This window comes from Microbacterium sp. RD1, assembly GCF_052220165.1.
Lineage (GTDB): Bacteria > Actinomycetota > Actinomycetes > Actinomycetales > Microbacteriaceae > Microbacterium.
Genome location: NZ_JBQPOL010000001.1, coordinates 913,132 through 929,073 on the forward strand (window position 1 = coordinate 913,132; position 15,942 = coordinate 929,073).

The window sequence follows — 15,942 nt, forward strand, 5'->3', positions numbered from 1 at the left end:
GCCGCCCGTGTGGGGGGGTGGGCGACGGGGACAGGCTGGGGATCAGTGGGTCGTCGGCGCGAGCGGGATGCCGCGGACCGGGTACAGGACCGTTCCGGCACGATATGCACCGTGGGGGACAAGGGCGTCGGGGTCGCCGGCGCTGTCGACGGTGACGACCTCGCGCGGGTCATCGGCCGCGGCGAGCGTCGCCCGGAACAGATCGTCCATGTAGAAGCGCTCGGGGCCGGCGATCTCGATCTCACCCTGGGGCGTGCCGGACAGGGCGACCTCGGCCAGAAGGGCGACCAGCTCGTCGAGTTCTACCGGCTGGATGAGGTCGCGCGGCGCCTGCACGACGCCGTCAACGGTGTGCTGATCGGCCAGCACGGGGATGTATCCCTGGAACTGAGTCGAGCGCACGATCGTGTAAGGGATCGAGCCGGCCTTGAGGGCCTTCTCCTGCGCCACCTTCCCGAGGTAGTAGCCGATGTCGGAACCGTCCTCGTCTCCGACGCCGACGATGGAGAGGAGGATGTGATGCTTCACGCCCGCGCGCTCGCCCGCTTCGGTCAGGGAGTGCGTGGTTCCCTCGAAGAAGCGCACGGCGGCCTCTTCGTCGAAGCTTCCGGTGTTGAGGACGTTGATGATGGTGTCGACGCCCTTCAGCACCTCGGCGACCTTGGTCCCGGCGATGTAGTCCACGCCGTCATCCAGACCGCCCGAGACGACCTCGGCGCCGTGCGCCTCGAGGACGTCTGCGACCTTGGAGCCGACGCGTCCGCGTCCGCCCGCGATGAGAACCTTCATTTCTTCCTCCTTCCGGGGCGGTGGCCGCCCCTGTTCACCATGGATTCGTGTACGTCGTCCGCGCACCGCCAGCGGGTCAGTCGTCAGCGTGGGCGTGCCACCACTGCTCGAGCGTGACGTCGCTGATGCGTGCGTCGCCGACGGGGACGATCGCATCGCCGGTGGTGGGAACGCCGAAGTATCCGACACTCGCGTCCACGCGCAGAGGCAGGCTCGAGCCGTCGTGCTGGGCGAGGCGCTCGACGAAGCTCGCCAGGGATGCACGCTCCGGGCCCGCGGTCTCCACCACGCCCAGCGGAGCGCCGACGGCGACGTCCGCGAGAACCCGCGCGACCTCCTCGGGCGCCATAGGCTGCAGGTCGTGGTCGCCGACCGTGACCACGCCGTCGGAGGTCGACATCTGCGCGATGAGGGGGAGGAAATCGAAGAACTGCGTCGCGCGCACGATCGTGGAAGGCACGCCGCTCTCGCGGATCGCTTGCTCCTGGGCGACCTTGCCGGCAAGGTATCCGCTGGCGTCCAGCCGGTCGGCGCCGACGATCGACAGGGCGATGTGATGCTTCACGCGCGCCTCCTCCTCGGCGCGGAGGATCGTCTCAGACGTCCCGCCGAAGAAGGCGACAGCCGACTCGGTGTCGAAGGCCATGGCGTTCAGCGTGTCGACCACGACATCGACGCCGGCGAGGAGGTCGGCCAGGCCCGCGCCGGTGGTGAGGTCGACGCCCGTCTCGCGCGAGACGGCCGTGACCGAATGGCCGGCGGCGCGAAGCCGCTCCGCGACGCGCCCGCCGATGTTTCCCGTCCCGCCGAAGACCACAACGTTCATCAGAACTCCTAACTTGGATAAGCCTTGTCCGGTTTAGCTTACTCGGACACCAGATGTCTGCGTCAAGTAGAATGAGGTCGTGCGGATGTCGGGTGCGGTCGAGTGGGCGCTGCACTGCTGCGTCGCCCTCGCCGATGTCATCGACCCGGTCCCGGTAGCCAAGCTCGCGCGTCTGCACGATGTATCCGGCACCTATCTGGCCAAGCAGATGCAGACGATGGCGCGCGCGGGGCTCGTGCGATCGGTGCAGGGAAAAGCGGGCGGATATGTGCTGACGCGCGCACCCGAGGACATCTCGGTACTTGACGTCGTGCTCGCCATCGACGGTCCTGCCCCCGCTTTCGAGTGCACCGAGATCCGCCAGCGAGGTCCTCTGGGGACGCCGCCCGAGGACTGCGCGCGCGCGTGCCCGGTCGCTCGCGCGATGCTCGCCGGCGAGGCGGCGTGGCGTGGCACCCTGAAGGAGATCAGCATCCGAAGCCTGCGCGACACTGTGAGCGCCGAGGGGGGCGGGCCGACTCTGACGGCGATCCATCGGTGGTTCGCGCAGCCTCTCACTCAGTCGACGTAGCTCGCGAGTACGTCGGCCTCCCGCACGGCGTCGGCAAAGGCCTGCGAGGGGCTCGGTCGGCAGATTGTGGCCTGCCTGCTCGACCTTGCGGTGCACCCGTGGGCCGGTGAAATGGGGCGCGGTGGAGGTGTCGTCGGTCGCGGGGAGTTGCCGTCCGCCAGCCTGTCCAGAGTCACCGTCACGACCGCGATGTCGGGCTGGTCGGCGAGGCGGTGCTCGAGCGCCTCGTACGGCGCCGCCCGGGAGCGAGGCCGAGCCGGTGGCGGTAGGAGTGGATCACGACGTCGACGTAGTCCGGGTTGTCGAAGGCCTCTCCCGAGCGCTCAAGGACGGCGTTGTCGTACCGCCAGTCCGGAGAGTTGCGCGTCCAGATGACTCGCGCGACCTCGGCGCGGTTGGCGTCGAGGCCCGCGCGCCCGCGGTCGGTACTGAAGTACCAGAGTTCCGCTTCGAGGTCGGGCCGGATCGGCATCCCGGCTGACGCTGCTCATCCTCGTGATGCTCCCCGGGTACTGGCAGAAAATGAGGGCCTCGACACTGCGGCATCCGCCCTCGACGACGTCGGAACGGTTCTGGAACTCGACCACGCCGGCCGCAGAGCTCGGGTAGCACCTCTCGAGGGTGAGCCGTACAGCCTGGCCTACGACATCGTGGTGGTGAGCGCCGGTGCGGTCAGCCGCACGTTTTCGATTCCCGGTGTGCTCGAGGCGGGCCGATATGGTTTAGCCGTCGCGCCGGCCGCGGGCGAGAAGCGCCATCCGGCAGTGCGTGCGGCTCTCGCTGCGCTGCGGGGAGATCCACTCCGGGCAGCGAGTTGGCCTCGTGCAGCCAGATGCTCCCGCTGCGCACCTGAGGGCGTAGATGCGACGGGCAGGGCGCGTGAGGAAGGCGTCGTCGATTACGCCTGGTGGTCCGTCAACAGCCACTCCTCGAAGGTCGTGCGCGCGAACAGACTCGGCAGCCCGCCTCGCAGGTCGCCTGAGCCGAGGCCCCGTCCGTAATGCCCGGGGAAGGGAACCTCCAGCACCTTCTTCGAGACCCCATCGTGGGCGTACATCCGACGCACCATGTCGGCCAGCGACTCCTCCTGGGGTCCCAGCAGATCCTCGGCACGCCCTGCGGGGGAGCTCTCCGCAACCGTGACGAGATGCTTGGCCACTTCGACCGCAGCCACCGGGCGGGATAGTGTCTTGGGCACGAGCGTCAGCGGGCCCATGGTCGTCTGAGCTGCGATCTGCTCGGCGAACTCGTGGAACTGTCCTGTGCGCGCGATGGTGTGCGGCACTTCGGATGCGCTGACCAGGCGCTCCTGCGCAAGCTTGCCGGCGTAGTACGAGGTGTCGATGCGGTCGATCCCGACGATGGAGAGAGCTACGTGGTGCGGTGTGCTGACGCGTCGCTCGGCCGCGAGAAGGTTCCGCGAGACCGTCTCGAAGTAGGCGACGGCCTTCTTGGTGGACAGCGTCGTTGTGTTCAGCACGTCGATGACCGCGTCTGCGCCGTCGATCGCGGCGTCCACGTTCGTCCCCCGCAGCACATCGACGCCCTCGGAGCGAGTGAGCACGACCACGGCGTGACCGCGCTCGCGCGCTGCCCTCACCACGTAACGCCCCACGGTTCCGGTGCCACCAGCCACGGCGATTTTCATGTCACTCCTTCTGTCGCTGCAGCGCAGCCGTTCGTCGGGAACCCTTGCGGCCCCCGTACACGTTCGACGAGATAGCAGGCTTGAACGTGAGGCGAGGTGTCAAGAGACGTCCCATTCCTGCAGTTTGCCCGGGTCGAGGACGAGCCACAGGTCGGTGATGCCCTCGTGGGTCACCTGGAAGCTCGCGATGCCGAAGAGGTGGTCGTCGAGGACCATCGCCAATCCCAGTCCGTCTGCCGTCCGCCGCTCCTGGAGCTGCATGCGGGGCTGCTTCTTCCGGACTCCAAGCAGGAACCGCGCGACTCGATCGGGTCCCACCACGGCGTTGGGGGCGACGCGCACCACGCCTCCGCCGTCGGCGCGCAGCGTCACGCCGTGAGCGAGGGTGCGTACCAGATCCGCGATGTTCCCTCCTTCGGTCGCCGTGCGGAAGGCGCGGACGACGTCGTCGTGCTCCTGTCGCGACACCGCGGAGGTGCGGTGCGTGCGGACGTGGCGGCGCGCCGAACTCGCGAGCTGGCGTGCGGCGTCCGTGCTGCGTCCGACGAGTTCTCCGATCTCGTCGAAGGGCACCGCGAAGACGTCGTGGAGGACGAACGCGACGCGCTCCGCGGGCGTCAGCGACTCCAGAACGACGAGGAGCGCAGTGCTGACGGCGTCGTCGATCGTCACCCGGTCGAGCGGATCGGCCGTGTCGCGCGCGGAGCTGTCGGAGCCCGTGCCGACGAATAGATCCTCGGGCACCGGTTCGGGGAGCCATTGTCCGGCCAGACGCTCCCGACGCACCCGAGCCGACTTCAAAACGTCGAGCGAGATGCGGCTCGCGACCCCGGGTCAGCCAGGCGGCCGGGTTGACGATGGCAGCGCGTTGCGACTCTGACATCCGGTACCAGCGGACGTACGTCTCCTGCACGACGTCCTCGGCCTCGGTCAGGGTTCCGGTCATCCGATACGCGAGCGAGACGAGCCGTCTACGCTCCGCCATGACTTCATGCAGCTGCGGGCCGGCGGCGTCGGTGCCCCCCTCGTCCGATAGCATTGCGACACTCCTTCCGGCGCGGTTTCTCGTGCGGTTGTCCTGCTCGCGAACCGCACTCATGAACTCGACGATGGAGGCGTCTCGAATGTGAGCAAAGCCGATCGACATAATCAAGTCATTCGACGATGCATGCCGCCTGCCGGGACTGACATCATGGGCACCATGGAGCATTCTGGACCCACGTCGTCCGCCACCGAGCGAAGCGCAGCGCGCGTCGGAGAGCACGACCGGCGGGTCAGCGTCATCCAGTACATCGCCGCGGCCCGGAGTCTGCGAGGGGAGTCGCAGCCGCTCGCAGCCGTGTAGAGCCCGCGCGGATCAGAGCGCCAGTGGCGGCGCTCTCGTCGCGGTTTTCTCTTCGAGGCGGATGGCGATTTCCTGAAAGATCGCGCGCGGAGGAGTGTCTTCGCGTCCTATCACGGGCTGGCGACCTCGGGGGAACGAGGCGCGCTGAACACCTCCCTTGCCCCGCCGCTCTGAGATGACGAGGTTGTGCCGACGCAGTACGGCGCGGTGCCGGGATAGGTGGGAGTGTACGCACACCGCTCCGGGGTCATCGTGCACCGGAATCGCGTGCGCCGCCGATGAGCTGACGACAGCGGCGGGGTCGAGCACGATGCCTTCTCCGTGACCCGGTGAAGGCGTCCGGGCGGCCCGTGATCAGCGCGTGAAGTACAGATCGTGGTGCAGACGGCACCCGGGATTGAAGCCCGCGCTGCACGTGGGGCATGCCTTCACCGCGAGGTACTCATCGATCGTGAACTGGGTGCGGCACACCCCGCAGAGCACTGCATGCTCGCCGAACGCGTCGCGTGGCCAGGGCGTGCCAGGGTGCGACTCTGATGCGGCGTGGCACGCGTGGCACGGATACCAGCGGTCGCAGCACGCGAAGCGGATGGCGATGACGTCGAGCTCGGTCGCGTAGTGGACGCAGCGGGTCTGATCGTCCACCGTCTGCCCGTGGACGATCATGTCGCCCCCCGTGCCACGAGTGCCTCGCCCAGCTGGTCGGCGTGCCGCATCGACGCGATCAGCAGCGGCATCACGAAGCGGTGCGGCCACGGCGTGATCCCTCGCGCACGCTGGGCGTCGCGGATGCCGTGCGCGAGCTGCACGATCGTGGGGATGGTGGTGATCGTCAGGGTGAGCACGAAGCCGATGCGCGTCGGGTCCACCCCGAACCGCCGGAGCGGGCCGAGCGCCCGCTCCGTGGTGGCCAGGAGATCGGGCACTCGTGTCGTCATCGACAAAAGGGCGCAGGCGAGCACCGCCAGAAGGACGCGGCAAGTGTTGATGGCTGCTGTCTCGAGCGGCAGGAAGATGACCTGAGGAATGAAGGTGGCCACCAAGACCCACCGCAGAGCGAACACCTGACGGGCCAGCACGCGCGCGCCGTGACCTGCGAGGGCGAACAGCGCCACCACGACGACGAGGCATACGGCCACGGCCGGCCACGTCTTGCCGGCCAGGCCGATGGCGAGCACGATGGTCGCCAGAAGCAGCACTTTCGGTCCTGCCGGCAGGCGGTGCAGCGGGCTCGTGCCAGGGCGATAGAGCGAGATCATGCATACTCCCGCTCGTACGCGTCGATGACCGCATCCGGTTCCCCCGCTTCGACGAGTCGTCCTCCGCTGAAGCGGAGGACCACGTCGCAGCGCGCGGCCAGCCGCAGATCGTGCGTCACGAGGACGACTTGGTGGGCGGGGTCATCGAGGAGGTGCCCGGAGATGATCCGGCTGTTCACCGCATCCAGGAGTGCAGTGGGCTCGTCCGCGATCACGAGCGAGGGTCGCGACACCAGCACCGCTGCCAGGGCGAGGAGCTGCTTCTGCCCCCCGGACAGCGTGAAGGCTGATACCTCGCGCAACGACGCGAGCCCCAGCTGATCGAGGGCCTCCGTTACTCGGGCGGCGATCTCCTCGCGGGTGAGTCCCTGCCCGCGAAGCGTGAACGCGACGTCCTCGCCGACGGTCGGCATGACGATCTGGACGTCGGGATTGCTGAAGACGAATCCGACCCTGCGCCGGAGCTCCTTGCCCTGGCGCACGGGGTCGAGGCCGTGCACGCGCACCGTGCCGCTGTCGGCGGCGACCAGCCCGTTCAGCAGACGTGCGAAGGTCGACTTGCCCGAGCCGTTCGATCCGATGACGCCGATCCGGCGCTGGTCGAGCGCGACGGTGACGGCCTCGAGCGCCCGTCGCCCGTCGAAGGCGACGCCGGCGGCCTCGAGCCGGATGACCGCGTCGTCGCTGTTCACTCGGCGGGGATCTCCTCGCGGGCGGGCGCGCCGGTGGTGCCGTCGGACCGTGCCGCGCGGCGTTCATGCGTGCGCGCGGGGAACGCTCGCGGATAGGCACGCCACAGCGCCATCGTGACGACCGTGGTGAGGACCACCTTGATGAGGTCGCCGGGGATGAACACCAGGCTCGACAGGGCCGAGCCGCCCAGCGGGAGACCGGTGACGAGACTTACGACGGGGATCCCGATCGCATAGATGACGACGATTCCGCCGACGATGCTTCCCAACGCGGTGCGCCACCAGAGCGGGCGGCCACCGCCGGCGTGAGCGATGAGGCCGATCACCAGCGCTCCCGGGATCCAGCCCACGAGGTAGCCGGCTGTCGGGCCTACGAAGGCGGCGGCCCCGCCGTGACCGCCGGCCAGGAGCGGAAGGCCCAGCGCGACGAGCACTTCGAGCACCACGACCGCCGCGGCGCCGGCCCACGGCCCGAGCACCGCTCCGGCGAGCATGACGCCGAGGGTCTGCGCGGTGATCGGCACGATACCGCCGATCGGGGGGACGAGACCGAGCCCGGCGATGAGAGCGGCGAAGACCGCGACGCGTGCGACGGCGCCGATGTCGGATCCGATCCGAGTGTCCATGGATGTCCTTCCCCCGTCGGCGTTCGCTCTTGAACACCGTTCACTTGAACAGCGTTCACCGTACTATGATCGGGAGATGACGCGCTACTCACGCAACGACATCGTGACTGCGGCCGTTGCGCTCCTGGACAAGGTGGGTCTTCCCGACCTCACCATGCGACGCCTGGCGCTGTCCCTCGAGATCCAGCCGAGCGCCTTGTACTGGCACGTCGCCGACAAGCAGACGCTTCTCGGAGCGGTCGCCGACCGCATCCTGGACCGCGTCGCACCAGTGGCGGAAGGTCTCGCGTGGCCGGAGGCGGTCACGGCGCACATGCACGCGCTGCGCGACGCGCTCCTCACCTACCGCGACGCGGCCGAGGTGGTCGCAAGCTCGCTGGCGTTGGGGCAGGGGGGAGCGGGCGCGGTGACCACGCTTGAAGAAGCGGTCGCGGCCGGCGGGTTTCCCAGGACCACCTCCCGGGCCGGAGCATCCGCTCTCATGCACTTCGTCCTGGGCTCGGTATGGCACGAGCAGCAGCGGGCCTTCGCCGACAGCGTAGGCGCCACCGCGCCGGAGGTCGCTGCCTCGCCGGCGGATGTGACGCTCGCGCGGAAATCGGCAGCCACCGACTTCGCCTTCGGCGTCGACCTGCTCGTGTCGGGGTTCCTCGCGCGCCGCGACGCGGATGCGGCCGGCGTCGATGGCGCCTCGACGACGTAGCTCTCAGAACGACGGCGCTGATCTCGGTCCAGCCCTGCGGATGCAGCCGCTAGCCGGCCACCGCGAGCAGCGCGCCGTCTCGCCGAATGCCCACGTACCGGCTCAGTTCGTGGGTGAGGGGATGGAACGGTCTGGGCGGGTTCCGCTCGTCGGTCGTGAGCACCTCGAGACGTCGTTGGCACTCAGGTCGATCGCCGCGGGGTCGGGGCGTACGGGGTCGTCGCCTCCGGAGACGACGGAGCATCCGATGCAACGCACAGCAGGCCGGGTCCGCACAAACTCGGTCCTGTTGGGGTCTAGCGCAAACGAACAAACGCTCGCTATTGTGACTTCCACACAGACGGATACCATCGGGGGACCAATGACGATCGCCGAACTGACCATTCCCGACAGCAAGCTCGCACGGGAGGCAGAGGACCTCGTCCGATCCGTCTCGGACGAGGTCCTGTACAACCACGTCATGCGTTGTTACTTCTTCGGACAGATGGTCGCGCACGCGCAGGGCACGGTGGTCGATAGGGAACTCATGTTCCTGTCGTCTGTTCTTCACGACCTCGGTCTCACCGACCAAGCGAAGGGCACTCATCGCTTCGAGATCGAGGGAGCATGTGCCGCGCGCAGCTTTCTGGTCGAGCGGGGGGTGCCGGCCCCCCGAGCGCAGGAGGTGTGGGACAACATCGCGATGCACAACTTCGACTTCAACCTCTACCGGAGCGACACCAGCCGATGCCTGCAGCTGGGCATCCTCTACGACGTCGTCGGGGTTGCGGGCATGACTCTGGATGCTATCGACGTCTCTGCAGTCGTGCGGCAGTACCCGCGGCGCGACTTCAAGCGGGCGTTCTACAAGATCTTGGAGAGCGAGGTGGCGGCGAAGCAGCCGTACCAGCACTTCTTCCACATCTGCAGCATGATCGAGTCGCTGTCGGGGCCGGTATCCATCCCCGATCCGATGGTCCTGCTCGACAACGCGCCCTTCGACGAGTAGCCGCGCTAGAAACGAAGAACGGGTCGGGCGCAAGAGCGCGCTCGACCCGTTCTTGCACGTGGGTGGTGTCAGTCCCCCCGCTGCGCCTCGAGGAGGCTCAGCTCGATGGGGTCGCCAGACTCCCCGCCCAGGTTCACCTGGTCGAAGTAGTCGTACCAACTGGCGCCGACCACGGCGTTCTCGAACTCCCGCGCCGCTTCACGGTTCGGGCACTCCCAGATCGCGAAGTACTGGTAGTCAGCGCGGCGATCGACATCGGAGTCGTTAACGCCCCAGTGTGCGAGGCGGATGCCCTTCTCCAGCAGTGCGGCGTTTCCCGCGGGCACGACGGCCATGTAGTCGCCGCGCTCTTGCTCGGAGAGCGCGCGCCAGGCGTCGTTGCCGTTCCACAGTTCGATCAAGATGTACACAGGGTGTCCTTTCGGGCGTTGAATCAGCGGGAGGAGGAGGAGAACGCGGGGTGGGTGCTACGGATCCGGTCCACAACCTCCATCTGGTGCGGGAGCAGGCCCGGATCGCCGGCGAGAAGGGCATCGAGAAAGGGATCCTCGATGTCGGACGCGATGCCCGAGAGAGCCTCCAGCATCGCCAGTCCGCAGAACGGGGCATAGGGGGCGGAGTAGCCGCCCTCGTGGCACATCACGAGGCGGCCCTGCGCGGAGTCGGCGGCCAGCTGCATAGTGAGCTCCGTCATCGCCCGGAACGACGCGCTGGTGAGCATCATGCGGCCATTCGGATCGAGCTGGCTGCCATCGACTCCGGATGCTACGAGGATCAGCTCCGGACGATGCCGCGTGACCGCGGGCACGACCAGCTGCTCAAAGGCGTACAGGTACGCTCCGCCGCTCGATCCGGGTGGCAGCGGGACATTGATGTTCGCCCCAAGGCCCTCCCCGATACCGGCGTCCTCGATACGACCGCGCCCGGGCGGGTACGCGTTGTCCTGGTGCAGTGAGATCGTGAGCACATCGGGGTCGTCGTAGAACGCGTCCTCGGTGCCGTTGCCGTGATGCACGTCCCAGTCGATGACCGCGATGCGGCGGACTCCGTGGACCGCGCGCGCGTGGAGCGCGGCGCAAGCGATGTTGGCAAGGATGCCGTGCCCGCGCCCGCGCGACGGCTCGACATGGTGCCCGTTGGGGCGGACCAAGGCGTAGGCGTTGTCCGTCTCTCCACGCAGGACGGCGTCGACGGCGACGAGGCATCCGCCGGTGGCGAGCCGGGCGATCTCGTAGCCGCCGGCTCCGAACGAGCTGAGTTCGCCTGCCTCCCCGCCTCCGGATCGGCTCATCTCGGCGAGCCGATCGAGGTACTCGGGCTCGTGGTAGCGGAGCAGCTCCTCGTCGGTCGCCGGTCGTGGCTTCAAGGCGGTGAGCTGATCGAGGAGATTCGACACCTCGAGAAGGCTCCTGATGCGTCGCCGCGTCTCAGGTGAGTCCACATGGGTCATGGGCTCTATGACGAGGCTCGGGTGCATCCACGCGGCGCCCGTCCCGAGGTCGTACCACGCGAACAGCTCGTGCCACGCAAATCCGGTTCGCCGTGGGGACATCGTCATCCTCCGCATGTCGACAGCTGCGCGGCCTCCAGATGCGGACGCTTGGCTATCTTGACGTACGAACGCTCGCTTGTCTAGGCGCATATCTGATTGCTTACCTTTCATGATGGGAATGAAGGCGTAGACAAACTAACGCTCGTTTGCTAAGCATGGGGTGAACAGCAGACGTGCCCCGAAGTCACGTCCCGGAACGAGGGAGTTCACCCGAAATGCAATCACCACGACGATTGATGGCCGTCGCCGCGTTCGCGGCGGCGGTGACCCTGCTACTGAGCGGATGTGCTGACACGACGGCAGTCTCTCCGGACGCCTCCGACGACACCGTCTCCCGCGAGGGAACGGAGGAGTTCGGTACGGGCGACATCACGGAGTTCTGCCCGGAGGAGCCGACCAAGGTTGCCTACGCCAAGGGAAGCAACAACACCTGGACGCGCATCACGCTGGCCGAGATCGAGGATGAGGCCGCCAAGTGCGACACCATCACCGAGGTCATCTTCGCCGACGCGCAGAACGATCAACAGAAGGCCGTCTCCGACATCAACAGCCTTGTCGCCCAGGGCGTCGGGGCGATCGTCGTGCAACCGGAGTTCGGCGCCGCGCAGATCCCGTCGATCGCCGCGGCCAACGCCGCCGGCGTCGGCACCGTCCCCCTTGTCTCCGACCCCGGCGGCGATGTGCCCGGCGACTACCCCGACTTCGTCTTCAACGATTACGACTACGTCGGCCAGGTGCAGGCCGACTGGCTGAACAAGGTCGTCGGCAAGGGCAAGGTCGCGTTCCTCGGCGGCATCCCCGGCGCAGCCTCGTCCATCTCCTTCATGGACGGGCTGAAGAAGGGTCTGGAGAAGTACCCCGACCTCGAGCTCATCAGCGACACCCCCATCGACACGAACTGGGATGCGGGACAGAAGAAGCGTGTAGTGGCGGGGCTCCTAGCCCAGCACGGCCGCATCGACGCCATCGTCAGTGACTACACCCTCACCGACACCGGTGTGATCGACGCCTACAAGGAAGCCGGCGTCGAGCTCCCCGCCCTGGTCGGCAACGCCTCGGGAAACATCAATGGCTGCCAGTGGGTGGAGGAGAACTTCCCCTTCTTGACGCTCGACGGCACCACCGGCCTCGGTCGCATCGCGCTGCGCAAGGCTCTCGCCGCCTCGCAGGGCAAGGAGAGCGACGAGCCGTCCGTGGCGCGCATCCCGGTGTTCATCGACACCGAGGCCGGTAAGAACCCGGTCTGCGAGCCGGACCTGCCCGCCGACGCCGACCTGTCGTCGGCGCTCACTGTCGATCAGTTGAAGGAACTGCTCGGCTGACAACCCCGCCAGCATCGCCGGGTCCGACAGGAGAGCGCCCTCCCGTCGGGCCCTGCGATCGCCCTCGGAGAAAGCAGGACCATGAAAGCCCTCGTGCTCACGGAGTTCGGCCGGGACCTCGAGATACTCGACGTCAACGAGCCCGAACTCACTTCAAGCGGCGCGATCATCCGCGTCGAGGCAAACGGCATCTGCCGTAGCGACTGGCACCTGTGGCAGGGGGACTGGTCGTGGGTGGGACTGACTCTGCCCCTTCCGCACGTCATGGGGCATGAGTTCTCCGGCGTGATCGAGGGCGTCGGCGACGCCGTCACGCGCTTCCGCCCCGGTGATCGGGTGATCGTGCCCCACGCGCACGGCGACGGCGTCTGCGACTATTGCCGCAGCGGGTACAGCAACGTCTGCGACGATGTCGCTTTCGCCGGGACGAACTACTGGGGCGGATACGGCAAGCTCGTGCACATCCCCGACGCCGACCGCAACCTCGTTGTGCTGCCCGCCGGGGTAAGTTTTGAAGCCGCGGCGGGCCTCGGATGCCGCTTCATGACGGCGTGGCATGGCGTCGTGGACCAGGCCGTCGTGCGACCGGGCGAGTGGGTCGCCGTGCACGGCAGCGGGGGGCTCGGTCTGTCGGCCATCCATATCGCCTCGCGCATCGGCGCGCCGGTGATCGCGGTGGACATTAGCGAGAGCGCCCTGGAGCTTGCGAGGGAGAGCGGCGCATACGCCACCATCAATTCCCGCGACGGCGACGCCGCCGAGCAGATCCGCGAACTCACCGGCGGCGGCGCCCACGTCGCCGTGGACGCGCTCGGCGTCGAGGCAACCTGCCTCGCGGCCATCGCCAGCCTGCGCAAGCGGGGACGCCTCCTTCAGGCCGGCCTCACCTCACAGGCCGAGCAGGGTCGCATCTCCCTGCCGATCGATCAGATCGTCCTCACCGAGCTCCAGGTCATCGGAACCGCGAACATGCCGATCTCGCGCTTCCCCGACATGATGCGGATGGTGGAAACCGGCGTGCTCGATCCCGAACTCATGGTCAACCGCACCGTCGGGCTGGAAGAAGCCCGCACCGTCCTGCAGGGGATGGGCAGCTTCTCCTCGCCCGGCATTAGCGTGCTCAACGACTGGACGTAGGACCCAAGAAAGCGAGAAAACTCATGACCATCACATCCCATATTGCATCGGCGACGGACGCCATCAGCCCCAACCTGCGCGATCATGCCACAAAGTTCTACATCGACGGCGCGTGGGTGGAACCGAAGGGTCGCGGGTCGGCGTACGTCCTCAACCCAGCCACCGAGGAGATCGTCGCCGAGATCGGTCTCGGCACGCCCGAGGATGTGAACGACGCGGTTCAGGCCGCGCGCCGCGCTTTCGCGGAGTTCAGCACCACCACCGTCGAACAGCGGATCTCGTGGCTCGAGGAGCTGCTCGCGGCGTACGAGCGGCGCGGCGGCGACTTCGCGCGCGTCCTCACGACCGAGATCGGCGCGCCGATCGGCCTCAGCAGCACCGGGCAATTCGGTCTCGGCGCCGCGCATCTGCGCCACACGATCGACGCGATGAGCGACTTCCCGTTCGAGGAGCAGCGCGGCACCTCGCTGATCCGACGGGAAGCGGCGGGCGTTGCAGGACTCATCACCCCGTGGAACTGGCCGATGAACCAGATCTTCACAAAGTTCGCCTCCGCGTTCGCGGCCGGTTGCACGATGGTGCTTAAGCCCAGCGAGGTGGCGCCGCTGAACGCGATCCTGTTCGCCGAGATCGTCGACGAGGTGGGGATCCCTGCCGGCGTCTTTAACCTCGTCAACGGCGAGGGTCCGGTCGCCGGCACCGCCCTCGTGACCCACCCCGATATCGACGTGGTGTCATTCACCGGATCGACGCGCGCGGGCATCCAGATATCCAAGGCGGCCGCGGAGTCGGTGAAGGTGGTGCATCTCGAGCTTGGCGGAAAGTCGCCGAACGTGATCCTCGACGACGCCGACCTCGAGACGGCCGTCGCCCGCGGCGTGCATGCGTGCTTCTCCAACGCAGGGCAGTCATGCAGTGTGGCGACGCGGATGCTTGTTCCCGCCGATCGGCTGGCCGAGGCCGCCGCGATCGCCGGACGTGTCGCCGACGGCTACGTGATCGGGGCGCCCCAGGACGAGTCGACGACGCTGGGACCGGTGGTCAACCACACGCAGTTCGCGCACATCCAGCGGCTGATCCAGTCCGGCATCGATGAGGGCGCGACAGTCGTGACCGGCGGTATCGGAAAGCCTGAGGGTTTCGACCGCGGTTACTACGTCAAGCCGACGGTGTTCTCCGATGCGAACAACGCCATGACGATCGCGCAGACGGAGATCTTCGGTCCCGTTCTCACGATCATCCCCTACGCCACGGAGGACGAGGCGGTGTCCATCGCCAATGACAGCGAGTACGGACTCGCCGCCGTCGTGCAGAGCGAAGACCTCGCCCGTGCGCGCCGCATCGCCGCGCGCCTGCGTGCCGGTCACGTATACATCAACCACGAGTTCGCCGACTACGCCGCAGTCCCCTTCGGCGGTCAGAAGAAGTCGGGCGTGGGATACGAGCACGGCGAGTGGGGCATTCACGGGTTCGTCAGTGTGAAGTCCGTTCTCGGCGCCGTCTGAGGCCACGCGAAGGGGCCGGAGAAACGTCCTCCGGCCCCTTCTTTGCGCGGTCCACCGCGGGTGCGGGTGGCACGTGGTCTCAGCTGGTCCTGACGGCCTCGCAGAAGGCGGCGATGCGGTCGCTGAGGAAGTCGGGACGCTCCAGCGGTATGAAGTGGCCCGAGTCCGGCACGATCTCCAGCGTCGCGGTCGCGATGTTCGCCACGATCTGGGAGCGCAGGGTCTCCGCCGGCTCCACTTCATCCTGCTGCCCGCTGAGCACCAGCACCGGAACATCAATGTTTTCCAGGTTTTCGGACACGTCCTCGACGATGGTGTAGTCCGGCCAAGCCTGCTTTGCCCCGGGTGAGCCCCCCAGACTGTCCTCGACCACCTGTTCGCGGATGGCGTCGCTCAGCTGCTGGTGGATGACACCATCCATGCCGGCGATCACGGACTCGCGGGTCGCGTAGGCGCCGCGCAGCTGCTCGCGGAAGTCCTCGGAGACGGGCAGGGGGCGCGCCGGTGCGGGGGCGACGAGGACGAGTCCGCGCAGTCCGTCCGGTCGGCGGCTGGCGATCAGCTGGGCGACTTTTCCGCCCATGCTGTGTCCGACGATGACGTATTCCTCAAGCTTGAGTGCCGCAATGACGGCCTGTGCGTCGTCCGCGAAGTCGGCCGTGGCGTAGGTGCCCTCGTCTGTTCGGGACCGTCCCCACCCGCGCTGGTCGAGTGCGACGCACCGCGCGCTGTGGTGGAGACGGCTGATCACCAGGTGCCACGTCCGTGCGGAACCACCCCAGTAATGGAGGAAGACAATCGCGGGCAGGCCTGAGCCGGCCTGCTCCACGTGGATCGTTGCCTCGCCCGTGTCGATGGTCGAGTCAGATACCGCGAGATCGGTCATGGGCAGTTCCTCTCGGGGAACGATCGTTTGTCAGTTTACCCAGGTCCACTTGGGCGCGGGGATGCGTGCGATGTTACAAGTGCGTGACGGCGG

Annotated in this window: 18 protein-coding genes and 1 pseudogene; 6 read left to right on the forward strand and 13 right to left on the reverse strand. The window is 67.6% G+C overall.

Annotated features, from left to right (window positions below; all coding sequences use genetic code 11):
- Positions 1–42: 42 nt before the first annotated feature.
- Positions 43–789 carry an SDR family oxidoreductase gene (locus tag ACTU3I_RS04390; RefSeq protein WP_442924414.1) on the reverse strand — a complete coding sequence of 249 codons (747 nt, stop codon included), beginning with the start codon at positions 787–789 and terminating at the stop codon, positions 43–45.
- A gap of 76 nt (positions 790–865) precedes the next feature.
- The gene (locus ACTU3I_RS04395; RefSeq protein ID WP_442924415.1) at positions 866–1,615 is read right to left on the reverse strand and encodes an SDR family oxidoreductase; all 750 of its coding nucleotides are present in this window, start codon (positions 1,613–1,615) and stop codon (positions 866–868) included.
- A gap of 85 nt (positions 1,616–1,700) precedes the next feature.
- Here ACTU3I_RS04395 and ACTU3I_RS04400 point away from each other — a divergent pair, with 85 nt between their 5' ends.
- A complete protein-coding gene (locus ACTU3I_RS04400; RefSeq protein WP_442924416.1) occupies positions 1,701–2,186 on the forward strand; it encodes an RrF2 family transcriptional regulator in 486 nt (161 codons plus the stop codon).
- A 178-nt stretch (positions 2,187–2,364) separates the two neighbouring features.
- Here the strand turns inward: ACTU3I_RS04400 and ACTU3I_RS04405 are convergent, their stop codons facing one another.
- The 8 genes and pseudogenes from ACTU3I_RS04405 to ACTU3I_RS04440 form a co-directional block, all read right to left on the reverse strand.
- Positions 2,365–2,658, reverse strand: coding sequence for a hypothetical protein (locus ACTU3I_RS04405; protein ID WP_442924417.1), 294 nt, complete (start codon positions 2,656–2,658; stop codon positions 2,365–2,367).
- 426 nt (positions 2,659–3,084) lie between these two features.
- Positions 3,085–3,834, reverse strand: coding sequence for an SDR family oxidoreductase (locus tag ACTU3I_RS04410; protein ID WP_442924418.1), 750 nt, complete (start codon positions 3,832–3,834; stop codon positions 3,085–3,087).
- A gap of 99 nt (positions 3,835–3,933) precedes the next feature.
- On the reverse strand, positions 3,934–4,578 hold the full coding sequence (locus ACTU3I_RS04415; RefSeq protein ID WP_442924419.1) for a sigma factor-like helix-turn-helix DNA-binding protein: 645 nt from the start codon (positions 4,576–4,578) through the stop codon (positions 3,934–3,936).
- A 145-nt stretch (positions 4,579–4,723) separates the two neighbouring features.
- Positions 4,724–5,044 (reverse strand): annotated as a pseudogene (locus ACTU3I_RS04420) (sigma factor); the annotation flags it as partial.
- A 489-nt stretch (positions 5,045–5,533) separates the two neighbouring features.
- Entirely contained in the window at positions 5,534–5,845 is a 312-nt protein-coding gene (locus ACTU3I_RS04425) for a CHY zinc finger protein (RefSeq protein ID WP_442924420.1), read from the reverse strand.
- Complete coding sequence (locus ACTU3I_RS04430) at positions 5,842–6,438, reverse strand: CbiQ family ECF transporter T component (protein ID WP_442924421.1); 597 nt, start codon at positions 6,436–6,438, stop codon at positions 5,842–5,844. Before ACTU3I_RS04430 ends, ACTU3I_RS04425 begins: the two co-directional genes overlap by 4 nt.
- Complete coding sequence (locus ACTU3I_RS04435) at positions 6,435–7,130, reverse strand: energy-coupling factor ABC transporter ATP-binding protein (protein ID WP_442924422.1); 696 nt, start codon at positions 7,128–7,130, stop codon at positions 6,435–6,437. The genes ACTU3I_RS04430 and ACTU3I_RS04435 overlap by 4 nt, the downstream gene beginning before the upstream one ends.
- Positions 7,127–7,756 (reverse strand): biotin transporter BioY, encoded by a 630-nt coding sequence (locus tag ACTU3I_RS04440; RefSeq protein ID WP_442924423.1) that lies wholly within the window; start codon positions 7,754–7,756, stop codon positions 7,127–7,129. The genes ACTU3I_RS04435 and ACTU3I_RS04440 overlap by 4 nt, the downstream gene beginning before the upstream one ends.
- A 76-nt stretch (positions 7,757–7,832) precedes the next feature.
- On the opposite strand from ACTU3I_RS04440, the gene ACTU3I_RS04445 reads away from it, so the two are divergent.
- Together ACTU3I_RS04445 and ACTU3I_RS04450 are read left to right on the forward strand one after the other, a co-directional pair.
- A complete protein-coding gene (locus ACTU3I_RS04445; protein WP_442924424.1) occupies positions 7,833–8,459 on the forward strand; it encodes a TetR/AcrR family transcriptional regulator C-terminal domain-containing protein in 627 nt (208 codons plus the stop codon).
- 361 nt (positions 8,460–8,820) lie between these two features.
- Positions 8,821–9,447, forward strand: coding sequence for a diguanylate cyclase (locus tag ACTU3I_RS04450; protein ID WP_442924425.1), 627 nt, complete (start codon positions 8,821–8,823; stop codon positions 9,445–9,447).
- Between the two features lie 68 nt (positions 9,448–9,515).
- Here ACTU3I_RS04450 and ACTU3I_RS04455 read toward each other — a convergent pair whose 3' ends face one another.
- Together ACTU3I_RS04455 and ACTU3I_RS04460 are read right to left on the reverse strand one after the other, a co-directional pair.
- Positions 9,516–9,857, reverse strand: a complete 342-nt coding sequence (locus ACTU3I_RS04455) for a DUF6616 family protein (RefSeq protein WP_442924426.1) — start codon at positions 9,855–9,857, stop codon at positions 9,516–9,518.
- A gap of 23 nt (positions 9,858–9,880) precedes the next feature.
- The gene (locus ACTU3I_RS04460; protein ID WP_442924427.1) at positions 9,881–11,014 is read right to left on the reverse strand and encodes a class II histone deacetylase; all 1,134 of its coding nucleotides are present in this window, start codon (positions 11,012–11,014) and stop codon (positions 9,881–9,883) included.
- Positions 11,015–11,214: 200 nt separating this feature from the next.
- Here ACTU3I_RS04460 and ACTU3I_RS04465 point away from each other — a divergent pair, with 200 nt between their 5' ends.
- The 3 genes from ACTU3I_RS04465 (at position 11,215) to ACTU3I_RS04475 (ending at position 14,963) form a co-directional block, all read left to right on the forward strand.
- Positions 11,215–12,321: a substrate-binding domain-containing protein gene (locus tag ACTU3I_RS04465; protein WP_442924428.1), complete on the forward strand. Its 1,107-nt coding sequence runs from the start codon at positions 11,215–11,217 to the stop codon at positions 12,319–12,321.
- Between the two features lie 81 nt (positions 12,322–12,402).
- Positions 12,403–13,458, forward strand: a complete 1,056-nt coding sequence (locus ACTU3I_RS04470) for a zinc-binding dehydrogenase (protein WP_442924429.1) — start codon at positions 12,403–12,405, stop codon at positions 13,456–13,458.
- A 23-nt stretch (positions 13,459–13,481) separates the two neighbouring features.
- Positions 13,482–14,963 (forward strand): aldehyde dehydrogenase family protein, encoded by a 1,482-nt coding sequence (locus tag ACTU3I_RS04475; protein ID WP_442924430.1) that lies wholly within the window; start codon positions 13,482–13,484, stop codon positions 14,961–14,963.
- A 79-nt stretch (positions 14,964–15,042) separates the two neighbouring features.
- Here ACTU3I_RS04475 and ACTU3I_RS04480 read toward each other — a convergent pair whose 3' ends face one another.
- Positions 15,043–15,849, reverse strand: a complete 807-nt coding sequence (locus ACTU3I_RS04480; RefSeq protein WP_442924431.1) for an alpha/beta fold hydrolase — start codon at positions 15,847–15,849, stop codon at positions 15,043–15,045.
- Between the last annotated feature and the right edge of the window lie 93 nt (positions 15,850–15,942).